The sequence below is a fragment of the Mesorhizobium sp. BR1-1-6 genome (assembly GCF_020165355.1).
Classification (GTDB): Bacteria; Pseudomonadota; Alphaproteobacteria; order Rhizobiales; family Rhizobiaceae; genus Mesorhizobium.
Map to the genome: position 1 here is coordinate 1 of NZ_JAIUHZ010000022.1, position 14,035 is coordinate 14,035.

Below are 14,035 nucleotides of genomic sequence, written 5' to 3' on the forward strand. Positions count from 1 at the left end.
TGCTGCTCATCGTCAACCTGGCGCAGACATGGAGCCGCAAGCGCTATGGCTGATCCGGAGATCAAATCCTACGAGCCGCATCACGACAGCCGCTCGGCGGCGGTGACCGAAAGCCGCCCGGCGCAGGCCGTGCTGATGGCGATCGCCTTCGCCTTCCTCGGCATCTTCCTGCTGTTGCCGCTGATCATCGTCTTCAACGAAGCCTTCGCCAAGGGCGTCGGCGCCTACACCGAGGCGCTCGGCAATCCCGATACGCGCTCGGCGATCCGGCTGACGCTGCTGGTGGCGGCGATCTCGGTGCCGCTCAATGTCGTCTTCGGCATCTCGGCCGCCTGGGCGATCGCCAAGTTCGAGTTCAAGGGCAAGGCCTTCCTGACCACGCTGATCGACCTGCCTTTCTCGGTCTCGCCGGTCATCTCGGGCCTGGTCTACGTGCTTCTGTTCGGCGCCCAGGGGCTGCTCGGCGCCTGGCTGAAGGCGCATGGCATCGTCATCCTGTTCGCCGTGCCCGGCATTGTGCTGGCCACCGTCTTCGTCACCTTCCCCTTCGTGGCCCGCGAGCTGATCCCGCTGATGCAGGAACAGGGCAATGGCGACGAGGAGGCCGCGCTGTCGCTTGGCGCCAATGGCTGGCAGGCCTTCTGGTATGTGACGCTGCCCAACGTCAAATGGGGGCTGCTTTACGGCGTGCTCTTGTGCAATGCGCGCGCCATGGGCGAGTTCGGCGCGGTCTCGGTGGTGTCGGGCCACATACGCGGCCTGACCAACACCATGCCGCTGCATGTCGAGATCCTCTACAATGAATACAACGCCGTCGGCGCCTTTGCCGTCGCCTCGCTGCTGGCCGGCCTGGCGCTGGTGACGCTGGTCCTGAAGACACTGCTCGAGATGCGTTACGGCGCCGAGATCGCCGCCGCGCGTGGACATTGATGCATGTCGCCCAAAAGCGGGACCCGGTTTTGGGATAACGGCATGCAGCCACTACAAAGGGACTGTTGATGGAAGTTCGCGTTGCCAATGTGCGCAAGGAGTTCGAGCGGTTTCCCGCGCTCCATGACGTGTCGCTCGACATCAAGTCGGGCGAGCTGATCGCGTTGCTGGGGCCGTCGGGCTCGGGCAAGACGACGCTGCTGCGGCTGATTGCCGGGCTGGAGCGGCCGACGCGCGGCAAGATCTTCTTCGGCGACGAGGACGCCTCGCACAAATCGATCCAGGAGCGCAATGTCGGCTTCGTCTTCCAGCACTACGCGCTGTTCCGGCACATGACGGTCTCGGACAATATCGGCTTCGGCCTCAAGGTCCGGCAGGGCTCGACGCGGCCGCCGGCGCAGGAGATCCGCCGCCGCGCCTCCGAGCTGCTCGACCTGGTCCAGCTCTCGGGCCTGGAAAAGCGCTATCCGGCGCAGCTTTCCGGCGGCCAGCGCCAGCGCGTCGCGCTGGCGCGCGCCATGGCGATCGAACCCAAAGTGCTTCTGCTCGACGAGCCGTTCGGCGCGCTCGATGCGCAGGTGCGCCGGGAACTGCGCCGCTGGCTACGCGACATCCATGACGCCACCGGCCACACCACCGTCTTCGTCACCCACGACCAGGAAGAGGCGCTGGAGCTTGCCGACCGCGTCGTGGTGATGAGCCAGGGCCGCATCGAGCAGGTCGGCACCGCCGATGACATCTATGACAGGCCGAACTCGCCTTTCGTCTATGGCTTCATCGGCGAATCGAGCTCGCTTCCCGTCAAGGTCGAGAATGGCGAGGTCTGGCTCGCCGATCGCCCGATCGGGCTGTCGGCGCCGGACGCCGCCAGCGGCAATGCCAGGCTGTACTTCCGCCCGCACGACGTCGAATTGCTGAGCGGCTGCTCTGGCTGCATCGCCGGCACGGTGGTCGCCAGCCGCCGCGTCGCCGGCACCCGCCGGGTGGAACTCGAGATCGGCGGCGAACGCCAGCGCGTCGAGATCGAGCTGCCCGTCGACCATCCCGCGGCCCAGAAGAGCCGGGTAGCATTCCGCCCGGGCCGCTGGAAGCTGTTTCCGGCTGCTTGATATTAGACCGAGCACTACTCCAGCCAGTTCTCGATCTTGAGGTTGCGGATTCGGATGAACTCGCCCGTATTGGCCGTTACCAAAGTGATGCCCACAGCGCAGGCGTGCGCAGCAATAAAAAGGTCGTATAGTCAATGGGTTGGCCGGCGGCCTCCAGTTCTGCACGAAGGGCGCCATACTCTGCATCCGCCGGCACATCGAGCGGCAAGACCGGAATCTCAGCCAGCAATTGCTCGACTTTTTTGAGCAGCTTGGTTGATCCCTTCCTGGCACAGCCATATCGCAATTCCGAGGCAACCACGATACTTGTGCAAATGGCGTCGTCTCCCTCGCGGTCCACTGCATTGGCGGCTTTGCCAGCCGGATTTCGGATCATGTCACTGATGATGTTGGTGTCCAGCATGAACCGCATCAAAAAATGTCCTCGGATTCGACTGGCGCATCATTGATTCGGGAAGATCGTCCTCGGGGCCGAGCGGCGGCTCGTTTGCCCATTGGGCGAGCAACGCGCCGAGCCCAGCTTTGCGGATCGGCTCAATGACAAGGCGGTCGCCTTCACGGCTGATCAGGACCCTTCTCGCCGGGGAGCTCGAACTCGACAGGAATGCGCACCGCCTGGCTGCGGTTATTGCGAAACAGCTTCGCCTCCTTCGACGGCCGCGTTGTTGAATGGCGGTGTTGGGGCATGGTTGCCTCCTTTGCATATGCATATTGGGCGGAACAAAATTCTAATGACAGCGTTCATGACGACATTTTTTCTTACGGTGGCACCGCGAAACTATTGCACGTGCCTCGTCGGGCAACTGGCGCAGGACTATGGTGAGGTGATTAAGCACTACACGGAGCCTTATTTCATGAAGCGATTTCTCCTCGGCGTCGCCACCGTCGCCGGCCTGTTCCTCGCATCTTCCCAAGCCTGGTCTGCCGACAAGCTGCTCAACGCCTCCTATGACGTCGGCCGCGAACTGTTCGTCCAGGTCAACAAGGCATTCATCGAGAAGCACCCGGGCGTGAGCATCGACCAGTCGCATGCCGGCACCTCGGCTCAGGCACGCGCCATCGCCGAAGGGCTCGGCGCTGATGTCGTCACCTTCAACCAGGTCACCGACATCGACTTCCTGGTCAAGAAGGGCCTCGTCTCGGCCGACTGGCAGAAGGATTTTCCCGACAACGCCTCGCCCTTCTATTCGCTGCCGTCCTTCCTGGTGCGGGCGGGCAACCCCAAGCACATCAAGGATTGGAACGACCTGGTGCGCGACGACGTGCAGGTGATCTTCCCCAACCCGAAAACCTCGGGCAATGCGCGCTACACCTATCTGGCGGCGACCGCCTACGCCAAGGAGGCCTTCAAGGGCGACGACGCCAAGGTGAAGGAATTCATCACCAAGTTGTTCAACAACGTGCCGATCTTCGACACCGGCGGGCGCGCAGCCACCACCACTTTCGTGCAGCGCGAGATCGGTGACGTGCTGATCACGTTCGAATCCGAAACCCGCGGCATCCGCAAGGAGTATGGCGACGACAAATTCGAGCAGGTCACGCCTTCCGTCAGCCTGCTGGCAGAATTCCCGGTGGCGATCGTCGACAAGGTCGCCGACGAACATGGCACGCGTGATCTGGCCAAAAGCTATCTCGATTTCCTCTATACGCCCGAGGGGCAGGACATCGCCGCTGACAATGGCCTGCGCGCCCGCGACACGGCCGTCGCCGCCAAACACAAGGCCGACTTCCCGGACGTGCGCCTGCTGACGGTGGAAAACGTCTTCGGCGGCTGGGACAACGTCCAGAAAGAGCATTTCGCCGCCGGCGGCCTGCTCGACCAGGCCTATGGCAGCCGATAAGGTTTTCGCGGCGCGATAGCACGTTACGGTAAGCAAATCAGGAAAGCCGGCGCTTTGCCGGCTTTCGCCGTTTGCGGCAAAATATGGCAAATACGACGCCAGCCGCGCAAAAGGTTACGAAGAATCAACGCGTTTGCGCCTAACGTGCCGACAAATCGGCTTGTTCGCGAAACGGCAGCGCTCCACAAGCCCCGTCATCATTTGCACACAAACAGCCGCCAGATGCGGATTGTTGGGGCTTCATGGGTTGACTCGGGCATGCTGACTAAAAAAGGCAAATACGGCCTCAAGGCCCTCGTGCATCTGTCCGGCTTGCCGGCTGGCCAATTGGCCTTCGTCAACGACATCGCGGTCGCCAACAACATCCCGAAAAAATTCCTCGATGCCATTCTGGGCGAGCTGCGCAATGCCGGCTTCGTCCAGAGCCGCAAAGGCAAGGAAGGCGGCTATCGCCTCGCCCGCCCGGCCTCGGAGATCAAGATCGGCCATGTCGTGCGTGTGCTGGACGGGCCGCTGGCGCCGATCCCATGCGCCAGCCGCACGCAGTATCAGCGCTGCGAGGATTGCGACGAAGCGACGTGCCAGGTCCGGCACATGATGCTCGAGGTGCGCCAGGCAATCGCCGAGGTGCTGGACAACCGCAGCCTTGCCGCCATGCGCGATGCCGACAATGATGATTTTCCGGTCGAGTTGACGTCCCAGATCTAGATCCTGCGCATGCGCCGCACTTGCCGGCGTAAGTCGCATGCCGGTATGGCGCCGATCAAGGTTCAGAACCGCCGCGTCACGCGCACCGCCTCGGCTACGAGATCGGCGATCGGGTGCGTCGCATCGAGCGTCAGCGCCCGCTCATCCGCCGCCGGCGGCTCGAGAATGGCGAACTGGCTGTCGACCAGGCTTGCCGGCATGAAATGACCCTTGCGGCTGGCGACCCGCAGCCTAGCCATGGCCGGATCGATCTCCAGATAGAGGAAGACGATGTCTCGGCAAATGCCACGCAGGCGCTCGCGGTAGCTTCGCTTCAACGCCGAGCAGGCAGCGACCACGCCCCGCCCCTCACCGGCCGACGCTGCGATGCGCTCGCCGATTGCATCGAGCCAGCCTTCGCGCAGTTGATCGGTAAGCGGCTGACCGCTTGCCATGCGGGCGACGTTCTCGGGGGGATGAAGACGGTCACCCTCGATGAAGACCGCGCCCAGCGCGGTTGCCAGCGCTGCACCGACGACCGATTTGCCGCATCCGGCGACACCCATAACCACAATGGCTGGGGGTACAGAGCCGGGGGCGGCCTCCGCCATCCGCTGAGCCTTTTCGTCCACTGTCAGCGGCTTGCCGGCGCGCGGCCGTAGAGCAGCAGCATGGCGACGATGACGACGCCGTAGATGATCTGCCTACCCGCCTCCGGCATCTGCATGACCGACAGTATGGATTGCAGGAGCGTGATCAGGATGACGCCGGCGACAGTGCCGAGATAGGAGCCGCGCCCGCCAAGGATCGAGGTGCCGCCCAGCACGACGGCCGCGATCGACGGCAGGAGATAGGCGTCGCCCATCGACTGCGCCGCCTTGGAGGCGTAGCCGGCAAGCAGCACCCCGCCGAAGGCGGAGAGCCCGCCGGAGACGGCAAAGGCGATCATCACCACGCGCCTTGTGTCGATGCCGGAGAGGTAGGCGGCACGCTCGCGGTTGCCGATGCCGTAGACGGTGCGGCCAAAGCCGGTGCGGGTCAGAACGAACACCATCGCGGCGCCGATCAGCGCCCAGATGATGACCGCGTTGGGAACTCCCGGAATGGCAAAGCCGGTGGCCAGGTAGCGCATGGCGCCGGTGGCCGAATCCTGGGGCGAGAAGCCGCCGGTGTAGACCACCATCAGCCCTTGCGCGACGGCGTTTGTGGCGAGCGTAATGATCATGGAGGGAATGCGCAGATAGGCGACGCCGATGCCGTTGACGATGCCGATCAGCACCCCGCACAGGATGCCGAATGGAATGGCCAACGCAACGCCGGCCGGGCCATACGCGGCAGCGGCGCAAGCCATCATCGCGCCCGCCGCCACCGACCACGGCACCGACAGATCGATCTGGCCGAGCAGGATGACCAGCATCATGCCGGTGGCGATGACGCCGAGAAACGAGGCCACCTTGAGCTGCTGCAAGAGATATTCAGGCGACAGGAAGCTGCGCGAATAAAGACTGCCCAGCAGGAGCAGGACCACGATGCAGGCAAAGGCCGTCAACACCGCGGGGTCGGCGCGGCGAATGAATTTCGGCATGCGGCCGGCAATGCCGCCCAATGTCGTCTCGCTCACAGGAACCACTCCAGCCGGTTGCGGACTCGAAACAGGGCGAAGGCGCCGAGGCTGACGGCGATCAGCAGGATAACGCCCTGGAACAGCGGCTGCCACAGCGGATCGAAATCGAAGACGAACAACAGATCGCCGATGGTGCGGAAGGCGAGCGCGCCGAAGATCGCGCCAATGGCACTCCCCTTGCCGCCGAACAGCGAGACGCCGCCCAGCACCACGGCGGCAATGGAAAACAGCGTGTAGGAGTTGCCGCTGGCATAGGCCGCTTCGCCCGTATAGGTGAAGAACGTCAGGAACAGGCCGCCGATCGAGGCCAGCAGCCCCGCCAGCGTATAGGCTGCGAACTTGCCGCGCCGGATGGGCACGCCTGACATGTAGGCCGCCATTTCCGACGACCCTGCCGCATAGGCCGCGCGGCCAAGCACCGAACGGCTGAACGGCACCCAGATCACCAACACGACGGCCAGGAGCACAACCATGCTGGCCGGCACCACGTCAAACACACGGCCCGTCAGCGCGTCAGCCAGATCCTCGTTGACCGATCCGCCCGGGAACGGCCGCAGTAGAAGCCCGATGCCATAATAGACCGCGCCGGTGGCGATCGTGGCGACGATCGGCTGCAGCCGCCCGTAGATGACGATGGCGCCGTTGATCGCCCCGCACAGCAGTCCGACGGCCAGTACCGCCAACACGCCAAGCGCCGTCTGCACCGGCGTGCCCACCACCAGCCACGAGGCCAGGCAGTTGGTCAACAGGAAGATCATGCCGACGGAAAGGTCGATGCCCGCGGTGATCACCACCAGCGTCTGCGCCATGGCGACGAAGGCCAGCAGCACGCCCTTGTTGGCCGCCGTCTGCACGACATTGGCGGTGAAGCCGGCCGGATGGTTCGCGGTGTAGATGACGAACATGACGATGAAGATGCCAAGCGCCAGCAGCGTTCCGCGCTGCTCCGCCAACCAGTAGCGCCAATCCTTCACGCCAAAATCCCTTTCACGCGTTCGCTCCCCGGTTCACCGGGCTATCCCCGCCAGGCATGTTGAGCGCGCTTGATATCAGAGCCCGTTCGGTGATTTCGGCGCCCACCAATTCGCGCTTGACCGCCCCGTCATAGAGCACCAGCACACGGTCGCAGCAGCCGATCAGCTCGTCATAGTCGGTCGAATAGAACAGGATTGCCGCCCCCGCGTCCGCCAGCTTGCGCATCAGCTGATACAGCTCCTGCTTGGTGCCGACATCGATGCCGCGCGTCGGATCGTTGAGCAGGATGATGCGCGGCTGGCGCATCAGCCATTTGGCGATGACGACCTTCTGCTGGTTGCCGCCCGACAACGCGCCGACCGGAATGTCGAGGCCGGCCGTCTTGATCGCCAGCAGGCCGACCATGTCGTCGATAAGCCGCTGCTCGGCGGCGCGGTCTATTATGCCGCCTTTCGACAGCCGGTCGAGTGCGGCGAAAGACAGGTTCTCGCGCACCGTCATCGGCAGCATCAGGCCTTCGGTCTTGCGATCCTCGGGAATGAGCGCCATGCCGATGCCGTTCTCGCGTGCGGCGGCGGGGCTGGCGATGCCCACTGGCTTACCGTCGACCAGGATCTGGCCGGAAAGGCCACGCAGGACGCCGAAGAAAGCGAGCAGCAATTCGCGTTGGCCCTGCCCGTCGAGGCCGCCGAGGCCGACCACCTCGCCTGCCCTGACCGACAGCGAGATGTTGTGCAGGCGATCCGTCCAGGAGAGCTTGCGGGCTTCGAGCACCGGCGCGGTGGTGGCCGGCGCGAATGTCGGCTTGGGCGGGAAGATATGGCTGTATTCGCGCCCGATCATCAGTTCGACGACTTCACTGTCGCTCTTCGAGCCGGCGGGATAGCTGGCGACATTGCGGCCGTTGCGGAACACCGTGCACTGGTCCGCCAATTCGGCGATCTCGTTCATGCGGTGCGAGATGTAGAGCAGCGCCAGCCCTTCCGAACGCAGCCGCTTCAGCACGGCGAAGATCTTCGACACATCCGCCGCCGTCAGTGCCGAGGTCGCCTCGTCGAGGATCAGGATGCGTGGCTTCCTGGCCAATGCCTTGGCGATCTCGACCATCTGCCGGCGTGACAGCGGCAGGTCCTTGACCAGCGCCAGCGGATGAATGTCGGATGCTCCCGCACGCGCCAGCGCGTCCTCGGCGATGCGCCGCTGCGCCTTGCGGTCGATCATGCCGAAGCGTTTCGGCGGATCGGATATGACGATGTTGTCGGCGACGCTGAGTTCGGGAATCAGCGACAACTCCTGGAAGATGCAAACTATGCCGGCCTTGTTCGCGGCGCCCGGCGAGGCGAAGGTCGCCTCTCGCCCGTCCAGCACCATGCGGCCCTCGTCGGGCGCAACGACGCCCGCCATGATCTTGATCAGCGTCGACTTGCCGGCGCCGTTTTCGCCGAGGATGGCGTGGATGCTGCCGGCCTCGACCGACAGGTCGGCCTTCTCCAGCGCCCGCACGCCGCCATAGCGCTTCGATATGCCTTCCATGCGCAAGAGCGGAGCCGCACCGTCCATCAACCCTCCCAGGGCGCTCGAACATTCAAGAACCGGGGGCCCCGAAACGATATCCACTGGAAACTACTGATTTTCCTTGGTCTGACCCATGATTTCCTGGGCGCTGAAGTTGATGCCGCAGGTTGGGAAGGAGTTGCCGACGAAGAAATTGTCCGACTCTTTCGGGAAGTAATCCGTGCCTTCCTTCATGTTCGGATCTTCGGCGATCGCCAGCGGCAGCTTCACCTCTTGCGGCACCACTTCGCCTTCGAGCGCTGCAATCGCGGTCTTGATGGCGACGGCGACCTGGGCCGGGCCCGAGCCCGCGGAAGAGCACTTCAACCCGTCGGCCGAATGCGCCGCGCAGAACTTGCGGAAGCCGTTTTCGGTTTCACCGCCAAAGGGCACGAACGGATGCTTGGCATCGATCATCGCCTGCACGATGCCGGTGTCGCCGCCCTGGCCGGTGATGCCGTCGAATGGCCCGTTGGTGGCGATCGCGTCGGCGGTGACCTTCTGTGCCACGCCGTCGTCCCACTTGCCGGCGACTTCGGTGACGTCCCATTTCTTGCCGGAAGCGTCGAGCACCTCGTGGATGCCGTTGTGGCGATCGGTATCGACGGAGGTGCCGGCAACGCCGCGCACTTCGAGAATCTTGCCGCCATTCGGCACCTTCGCGACCAGCCATTTGGCCCACAATTCGCCGAGGCCCTTCTGGTCCACATTGACGTTGATGGCATCCTTGGTGTCGAGGATGTTGTCGAAGGCGACCAGCACGATGCCAGCCTGCTTGGCGCGCTTGATGACCGGGCCGAAAGCAGTCGGGTTCTGCGCGTCGGTGACGATCGCGTCATAGCCGGAATCGATGAAGTTGTTGATCGCCGAGATCTGCGCCGGCACGTCCTCGCCGGTCGAGACGACCTTGAATTCCTTGATCTTGGCTTTGACGTCCGGCTGGGCGGCATAGGCCTTTGCGGTCTGCACCATCTGGATGCGCCAGGTGTTGGCGATATAGCCATTGGCGAAGGCGATGCGGTATGGGCCTTCCTTTTTGGGATATTTGAAGAATTTCGTGTCCGCGCTCCAAGGCGCGAAGCAGTCGGCTTGGGCGGCCGGGCCCGGCACGATCTCGGGGCCGGCGGCCATGGCGGCCGAGTTGAGCATGACGAATGCGCTGGCGGCAACGATGCCACCTACCAGTGACTTGATCATCGATAATCCTCCCATTTTGTAATTCTGACGTCGTTTCGCGATGTGAATTTCGCACGGTCGGCTCCGGCTCCTCTTGCCTTGCCGTACCTGCCTTTCCGATGGCCAATGGTCTATGCGATGCCTCCTCCCCCGTCGTTCCCAGGCTGCTGGGAAAATAGCATATTATACATAATAAACAAGAATTAGTTGTCGCTTATGTATAATAGACAGGCGCCGTACCGTTGCATTTCTCTTTCCTGTCCGACGACGACGGTAGCGCTACCATGAACGGTGTGTAAAGCGCCCTTTCTCTTGATCGCGAAAGCGTGTTTAGCGCGCCGTGCTCTCGCGGCGCATGAGTTCGAAACCGAGATCCACGACGCGCTGCTGCGGAGGCTCGCCTCCTATCGCCGCCAGCGCCATGGCCACTGCCCGCCGTCCGATCTCGTAGCGGGGCGTGCGGATGCTGGTGACGGAGGGAAACGCCACCTGCATCATGTCGAGATCGTTGAAGCCGACGATGCCGATCCTCTTGGGCACACCGATCGAAGCGCGATGACACTCGAACAGCGCGCCTAGCGCGATGTCGTCATTGTTGCAGAATACGCCGTCGAGCGTCGGCATCTTGGCCAGCGCGTCGCGGAAAAGTTCGCGTCCCAGCGTCACACTGGACGGCACCGGCGTGGTGGTGATCAGTCGTGGATCGAATAGGCCGGCTTTCTCCACTGCCATGCGGTATCCGGCCAAGCGCCGCTGCGAGCGCGGATCCATGCGCGCACCGATGAATCCGATGCGGCGGTAACCCGCTTCGAGCAGATGCTCAGTCGCCGCCCTGCCCCCGTCCAGATGCGAGAAGCCGACCATCATATCGACCGGATCCGGGCCGGTTTCCATGACCTGGACCACCGGGCAGCCTGCATTCTCCAGCAGTTTTCGCGAGGCCGGCGTCTGGTCGATGCCGGCCACGATCAGCGCCGCCGGCCTTTGCGGCCCGAACACCTGCAGCAGCCGTTCTTCCTCGAGGCCGGAATAGTGGGTGTTGCCGAGCTGGATGCGGAAGGCGCTATCCGACAGGCTGTCATAGATGCCACGCACCACCTCGGCAAAGACGTTGTTGGTAAGCGACGGCACCAGCACGCCGAACACCTCGGCGCGGGCCGAGGCCAGCGCCCGCGCGTTGGGATCCGGCACATAACCGAGCTCGTCGACGGCGGCCTGGATCTGGCGGCGCAGGTCCTGCGAGACCCGCTCCGGCTCGCGCAAGGCGCGAGACACGGTGATGGCGCCTACGCCCGCCTTGCGCGCGACGTCTGATATGGTCGGGCGGCCGCCGCCTCGGCGCGAGCGCGGCTTGATCAAGGACAGGCTCCATGCGGTGCGTGGCCGCCAAGGCGCTGCCGCAATACGATCGACGTTGCTGTCGCCATTTCACCAGCCTGTGCCGCACCACTCACCTCTGGCGTCGCGCAGCCCCGGCCCGTTGTCAAGCCGAGGCGCTTGTGGGCGAGTGCTTCCGCTTTGCCTCAGGCCATCGCCGTCGCGCCGCGTCTTGCCTTCCAAAGCACCAGCACCATCACCAGGATGTTCAGCAGGTTCCAGGCGATGCCGTTCAGGAATGCGGCGGCGTAGGAGCCGGTCAGGTCGTAGATCCAGCCCGACATCCAGCCGCCGATCGCCATGCCGAAAATGGTCGCCATGATGACGATGCCGACGCGTTGGCCGGCCTCCCTGGCGGGCATGTATTCCCGCACGATGATCGCATAGCAGGGCACGATGCCACCCTGCGACAGGCCGAAGACCAGCGAAACGACATAGAGCGAGGCAAGCCCGTCGAAGGGAATGTAAAAGAACAGTGACAGGCATTGCAGCACCGAGCCGATAAGCAGGGTCTTCACTCCGCCGATGCGGTCGGCAACGAAGCCCGAAGCCACGCGGCTGACCACGCCGGCCGCCATCATGATCGACAGCATGTCGGCGCCATGCGCGACGCCGTAGCCAAGATCCATGCAATAGGCCACGATATGCACCTGCGGCATCGACATCGCCACGCAGCAACCAAGACCAGCAATGACGAGCAGCACCTGGAGTGCCGTTGGCGACAACGAGATCGGCTGCACCAGCCGGCTGCCCGCGGAACCGGCGGCCGCGATCGGGGCGCCGCGCCGCAGCATCAGCACCAGCGGCACCATGGTCGCCAGGCAGAAGATGCCGATGGCCACATAGGTGAAGCGCCAGCCTTCCGCCTTCATCAGGGGTGGCATGACGGTAGGCCAGATCGTTCCGGCGAGATAGCTGCCGGCCGCGGCCGCCGCCACGGCGACGCCGCGCCGGCGGTTGAACCAGTGCGAGATGTCAGCGATCAGCGGCCCGAAGATCGCCGATGTACCGACCCCGATCAGCAGGCCCTGGGCGAGCGTGAACTGCAGGATCGAGGTCGACAGCGCCGCCAGCAGGAAGCCGGCAACCAGCGCCATCGAGGAAACAAGCGCCGGGATCCAGTAGCCGACACGGTCGATGGCGCGCCCGACCAGAACGTTTCCGGCGGCAAAGCCGACCATGGTCGCGGTGTAGGGCAGAGCGGCGTCGGCCCTGTCGACGCCGAACTCGGCCTGCACGGCCGGCAGCACCACGACCACGGCCCACATGCCGACGCCGCCGACTGTCGACAAAAGCATCGACACCGCCAGCCGTATCCATGCATGCGAGCTGTCGACGACCGCATTGCCGGCTGCTGGTGAGGAGAAGATCGAGGCCAAGCTGTTTCCCATTCCGTCATCGACATTGACCATTGTCGCGGTCATGCGGCCTAGCGGCCGACGGTCCTTCCACCACTATCGGCGCATTCGCGGCGCCGAGCAGCGCCACGTGGGTAATTCCATGGTTCCAGGGTTTGCCGGTTCCGGGCTCACCGGAACGTGCGACGATGAAGGACGTTTTGCAATCGGCTCAACGCGAAGGAGATTGCCATGACCGCGAAACGGAAATGGTCGGCTGAGGTGACCGAGCACAGCAATGCCATGGATCTCGAAGACCATGTCTTCGAATCCCACGACCCGAAGAAGATCGCGGCTTCGCTCAAGCGGTCGGCCGAACACAGCGACCGGCGCAAGGCCGAACCGTTCCAGTCCGCCATGTCGATGCTGAACTTCTACATCAACCGTGCCGGCAAGAACCTGCCGGCGAAGCAGAAGAAGGTGCTCGAGGATGCCAAGGACGAACTGCGCGCGGCGTTCGGACGTGAGAAGGAAGAGTAGGCAGAAAGCCGCGTGACGGATTCCTGGAACGGCTTATCGTGACCTGATCACGCCGTCTGTGTTGGCGAGCAGCTTGCGCACCGCGGCACGCGCCGCGTCGGGCCGCTGCAGGCGGATGTTCTTCTCGATCGCCTCATGCATCTTCTGTGCGTGCTGCAAATCGTCGAGTTCCCGCGTCGTATAGGTGAAGAGATGGTCGAAGGCGGATTCGATCAGCACCCCGAGCGGCACCAGCAGGTCGTTGCCAGACGCCCGCAGGATCGCGAGATGAAAGCGCGTGTCGGCGCGGGTGCGCTCCTGCAGGCTTGGTGCCTCGCCCATCTCGCGGCAGGCCTGGCTGATTTCGGCCATCTGCTCGTCGGTCCGCCGCATGGCGGCAAAAGCCGATGCCTCCGGCTCGATGATGTGGCGGAATTCCTGCACGGTCTTCAGAAATACCTCGCGGTCCGGCGAGGTCGCGTACCAGGCAAGCACGTCGCGGTCGAGCAGATTCCAACGCTCTTTCGGCTCGACCCAGCTGCCGATCTTCGGGCGCGAGGCGAGCAGGCTTTTGGCCATCAGCATCTTGATCGCCTCGCGTACCGCCGAGCGGCTGACGCTGAAGGTCTCCGACCATTTGGCTTCGTTGGGCAGGATGGTGCCGGGCGGATAGTCGCCGCGCACGATCCTGAGCCCGATTTCGCTGGCCAGCGAGGTGTGCACGCTGGAACCCGGAATGCGCGCCGCATCGGTGCGGCGAACGCCGGCCTGACGCTCGGCCGATGCCGCTTTTGCCGGCGATTTTTCCTTGTTCGGCTTCGCGTCCCGCATAGGCTCCAGAAAGTCCGGATTGAGCAAGCTGTCAAGCACGGCAAGCGGGTTCACCCGCAAAGCCGGCTTCTGTGC

13 protein-coding genes and 2 pseudogenes are annotated in these 14,035 nt (G+C 63.9%); 5 read left to right on the forward strand and 10 right to left on the reverse strand.

Annotation, left to right across the window (positions count from 1 at the left end):
• Positions 1–45 precede the first annotated feature (45 nt).
• Positions 46–930, forward strand: a complete 885-nt coding sequence (gene cysW / locus LB545_RS26760) for a sulfate ABC transporter permease subunit CysW (RefSeq protein WP_140673436.1) — start codon at positions 46–48, stop codon at positions 928–930.
• Positions 931–998: 68 nt separating this feature from the next.
• Positions 999–2,039, forward strand: a complete 1,041-nt coding sequence (locus tag LB545_RS26765; protein ID WP_140580039.1) for a sulfate/molybdate ABC transporter ATP-binding protein — start codon at positions 999–1,001, stop codon at positions 2,037–2,039.
• A 14-nt stretch (positions 2,040–2,053) separates the two neighbouring features.
• Here LB545_RS26765 and LB545_RS26770 read toward each other — a convergent pair.
• Together LB545_RS26770 and LB545_RS26775 are read right to left on the reverse strand one after the other, a co-directional pair.
• A pseudogene (locus LB545_RS26770) lies at positions 2,054–2,451 on the reverse strand (type II toxin-antitoxin system VapC family toxin).
• A pseudogene (locus LB545_RS26775) lies at positions 2,451–2,726 on the reverse strand (antitoxin). The pseudogenes LB545_RS26770 and LB545_RS26775 overlap by 1 nt, the downstream one beginning before the upstream one ends.
• Positions 2,727–2,893: 167 nt before the next feature.
• Here LB545_RS26775 and LB545_RS26780 point away from each other — a divergent pair.
• Entirely contained in the window at positions 2,894–3,880 is a 987-nt protein-coding gene (locus LB545_RS26780) for a sulfate ABC transporter substrate-binding protein (protein ID WP_140567538.1), read from the forward strand.
• 258 nt (positions 3,881–4,138) lie between these two features.
• On the forward strand, positions 4,139–4,588 hold the full coding sequence (locus tag LB545_RS26785) for an RrF2 family transcriptional regulator (RefSeq protein WP_013530871.1): 450 nt from the start codon (positions 4,139–4,141) through the stop codon (positions 4,586–4,588).
• A gap of 62 nt (positions 4,589–4,650) precedes the next feature.
• On the opposite strand, the gene LB545_RS26790 is transcribed toward LB545_RS26785, so the two are convergent.
• The 7 genes from LB545_RS26790 to LB545_RS26820 form a co-directional block, all read right to left on the reverse strand.
• Positions 4,651–5,178: a gluconokinase gene (locus LB545_RS26790; RefSeq protein ID WP_181167663.1), complete on the reverse strand. Its 528-nt coding sequence runs from the start codon at positions 5,176–5,178 to the stop codon at positions 4,651–4,653.
• A gap of 23 nt (positions 5,179–5,201) precedes the next feature.
• On the reverse strand, positions 5,202–6,188 hold the full coding sequence (locus LB545_RS26795; RefSeq protein ID WP_140553852.1) for an ABC transporter permease: 987 nt from the start codon (positions 6,186–6,188) through the stop codon (positions 5,202–5,204).
• Positions 6,185–7,165 (reverse strand): ABC transporter permease, encoded by a 981-nt coding sequence (locus LB545_RS26800; RefSeq protein WP_140499841.1) that lies wholly within the window; start codon positions 7,163–7,165, stop codon positions 6,185–6,187. The genes LB545_RS26795 and LB545_RS26800 overlap by 4 nt, the downstream gene beginning before the upstream one ends.
• A gap of 13 nt (positions 7,166–7,178) precedes the next feature.
• Positions 7,179–8,726 (reverse strand): sugar ABC transporter ATP-binding protein, encoded by a 1,548-nt coding sequence (locus LB545_RS26805; RefSeq protein ID WP_140515833.1) that lies wholly within the window; start codon positions 8,724–8,726, stop codon positions 7,179–7,181.
• Positions 8,727–8,789: 63 nt separating this feature from the next.
• On the reverse strand, positions 8,790–9,917 hold the full coding sequence (locus tag LB545_RS26810; RefSeq protein WP_140515835.1) for a sugar ABC transporter substrate-binding protein: 1,128 nt from the start codon (positions 9,915–9,917) through the stop codon (positions 8,790–8,792).
• A gap of 309 nt (positions 9,918–10,226) precedes the next feature.
• A complete protein-coding gene (locus tag LB545_RS26815; RefSeq protein WP_140499846.1) occupies positions 10,227–11,255 on the reverse strand; it encodes a LacI family DNA-binding transcriptional regulator in 1,029 nt (342 codons plus the stop codon).
• A gap of 164 nt (positions 11,256–11,419) precedes the next feature.
• On the reverse strand, positions 11,420–12,664 hold the full coding sequence (locus LB545_RS26820; RefSeq protein ID WP_140500151.1) for an MFS transporter: 1,245 nt from the start codon (positions 12,662–12,664) through the stop codon (positions 11,420–11,422).
• 198 nt (positions 12,665–12,862) lie between these two features.
• Between LB545_RS26820 and LB545_RS26825 the strand changes: the two genes are divergently transcribed.
• A complete protein-coding gene (locus LB545_RS26825) occupies positions 12,863–13,150 on the forward strand; it encodes a DUF3175 domain-containing protein (protein ID WP_140499848.1) in 288 nt (95 codons plus the stop codon).
• Between the two features lie 33 nt (positions 13,151–13,183).
• Here LB545_RS26825 and LB545_RS26830 read toward each other — a convergent pair whose 3' ends face one another.
• The gene (locus tag LB545_RS26830; protein ID WP_140500153.1) at positions 13,184–13,960 is read right to left on the reverse strand and encodes a FadR/GntR family transcriptional regulator; all 777 of its coding nucleotides are present in this window, start codon (positions 13,958–13,960) and stop codon (positions 13,184–13,186) included.
• Positions 13,961–14,035: the final 75 nt, after the last annotated feature.

Excerpts from the sequence above, each read along its gene's own strand:
- cysW (WP_140673436.1), top strand. The coding sequence starts at position 46 with ATGGCTGATCCGGAGATCAAATCCTACGAGCCGCATCACGACAGCCGC.
- LB545_RS26765 (WP_140580039.1), top strand. The coding sequence starts at position 999 with ATGGAAGTTCGCGTTGCCAATGTGCGCAAGGAGTTCGAGCGGTTTCCC.
- LB545_RS26780 (WP_140567538.1), top strand. The coding sequence starts at position 2,894 with ATGAAGCGATTTCTCCTCGGCGTCGCCACCGTCGCCGGCCTGTTCCTC.
- LB545_RS26785 (WP_013530871.1), top strand. The coding sequence starts at position 4,139 with ATGCTGACTAAAAAAGGCAAATACGGCCTCAAGGCCCTCGTGCATCTG.
- LB545_RS26790 (WP_181167663.1), bottom strand. The coding sequence starts at position 5,178 with ATGGCGGAGGCCGCCCCCGGCTCTGTACCCCCAGCCATTGTGGTTATG.
- LB545_RS26805 (WP_140515833.1), bottom strand. The coding sequence starts at position 8,726 with ATGGACGGTGCGGCTCCGCTCTTGCGCATGGAAGGCATATCGAAGCGC.
- LB545_RS26810 (WP_140515835.1), bottom strand. The coding sequence starts at position 9,917 with ATGATCAAGTCACTGGTAGGTGGCATCGTTGCCGCCAGCGCATTCGTC.
- LB545_RS26820 (WP_140500151.1), bottom strand. The coding sequence starts at position 12,664 with ATGGGAAACAGCTTGGCCTCGATCTTCTCCTCACCAGCAGCCGGCAAT.
- LB545_RS26825 (WP_140499848.1), top strand. The coding sequence starts at position 12,863 with ATGACCGCGAAACGGAAATGGTCGGCTGAGGTGACCGAGCACAGCAAT.
- LB545_RS26830 (WP_140500153.1), bottom strand. The coding sequence starts at position 13,960 with ATGCGGGACGCGAAGCCGAACAAGGAAAAATCGCCGGCAAAAGCGGCA.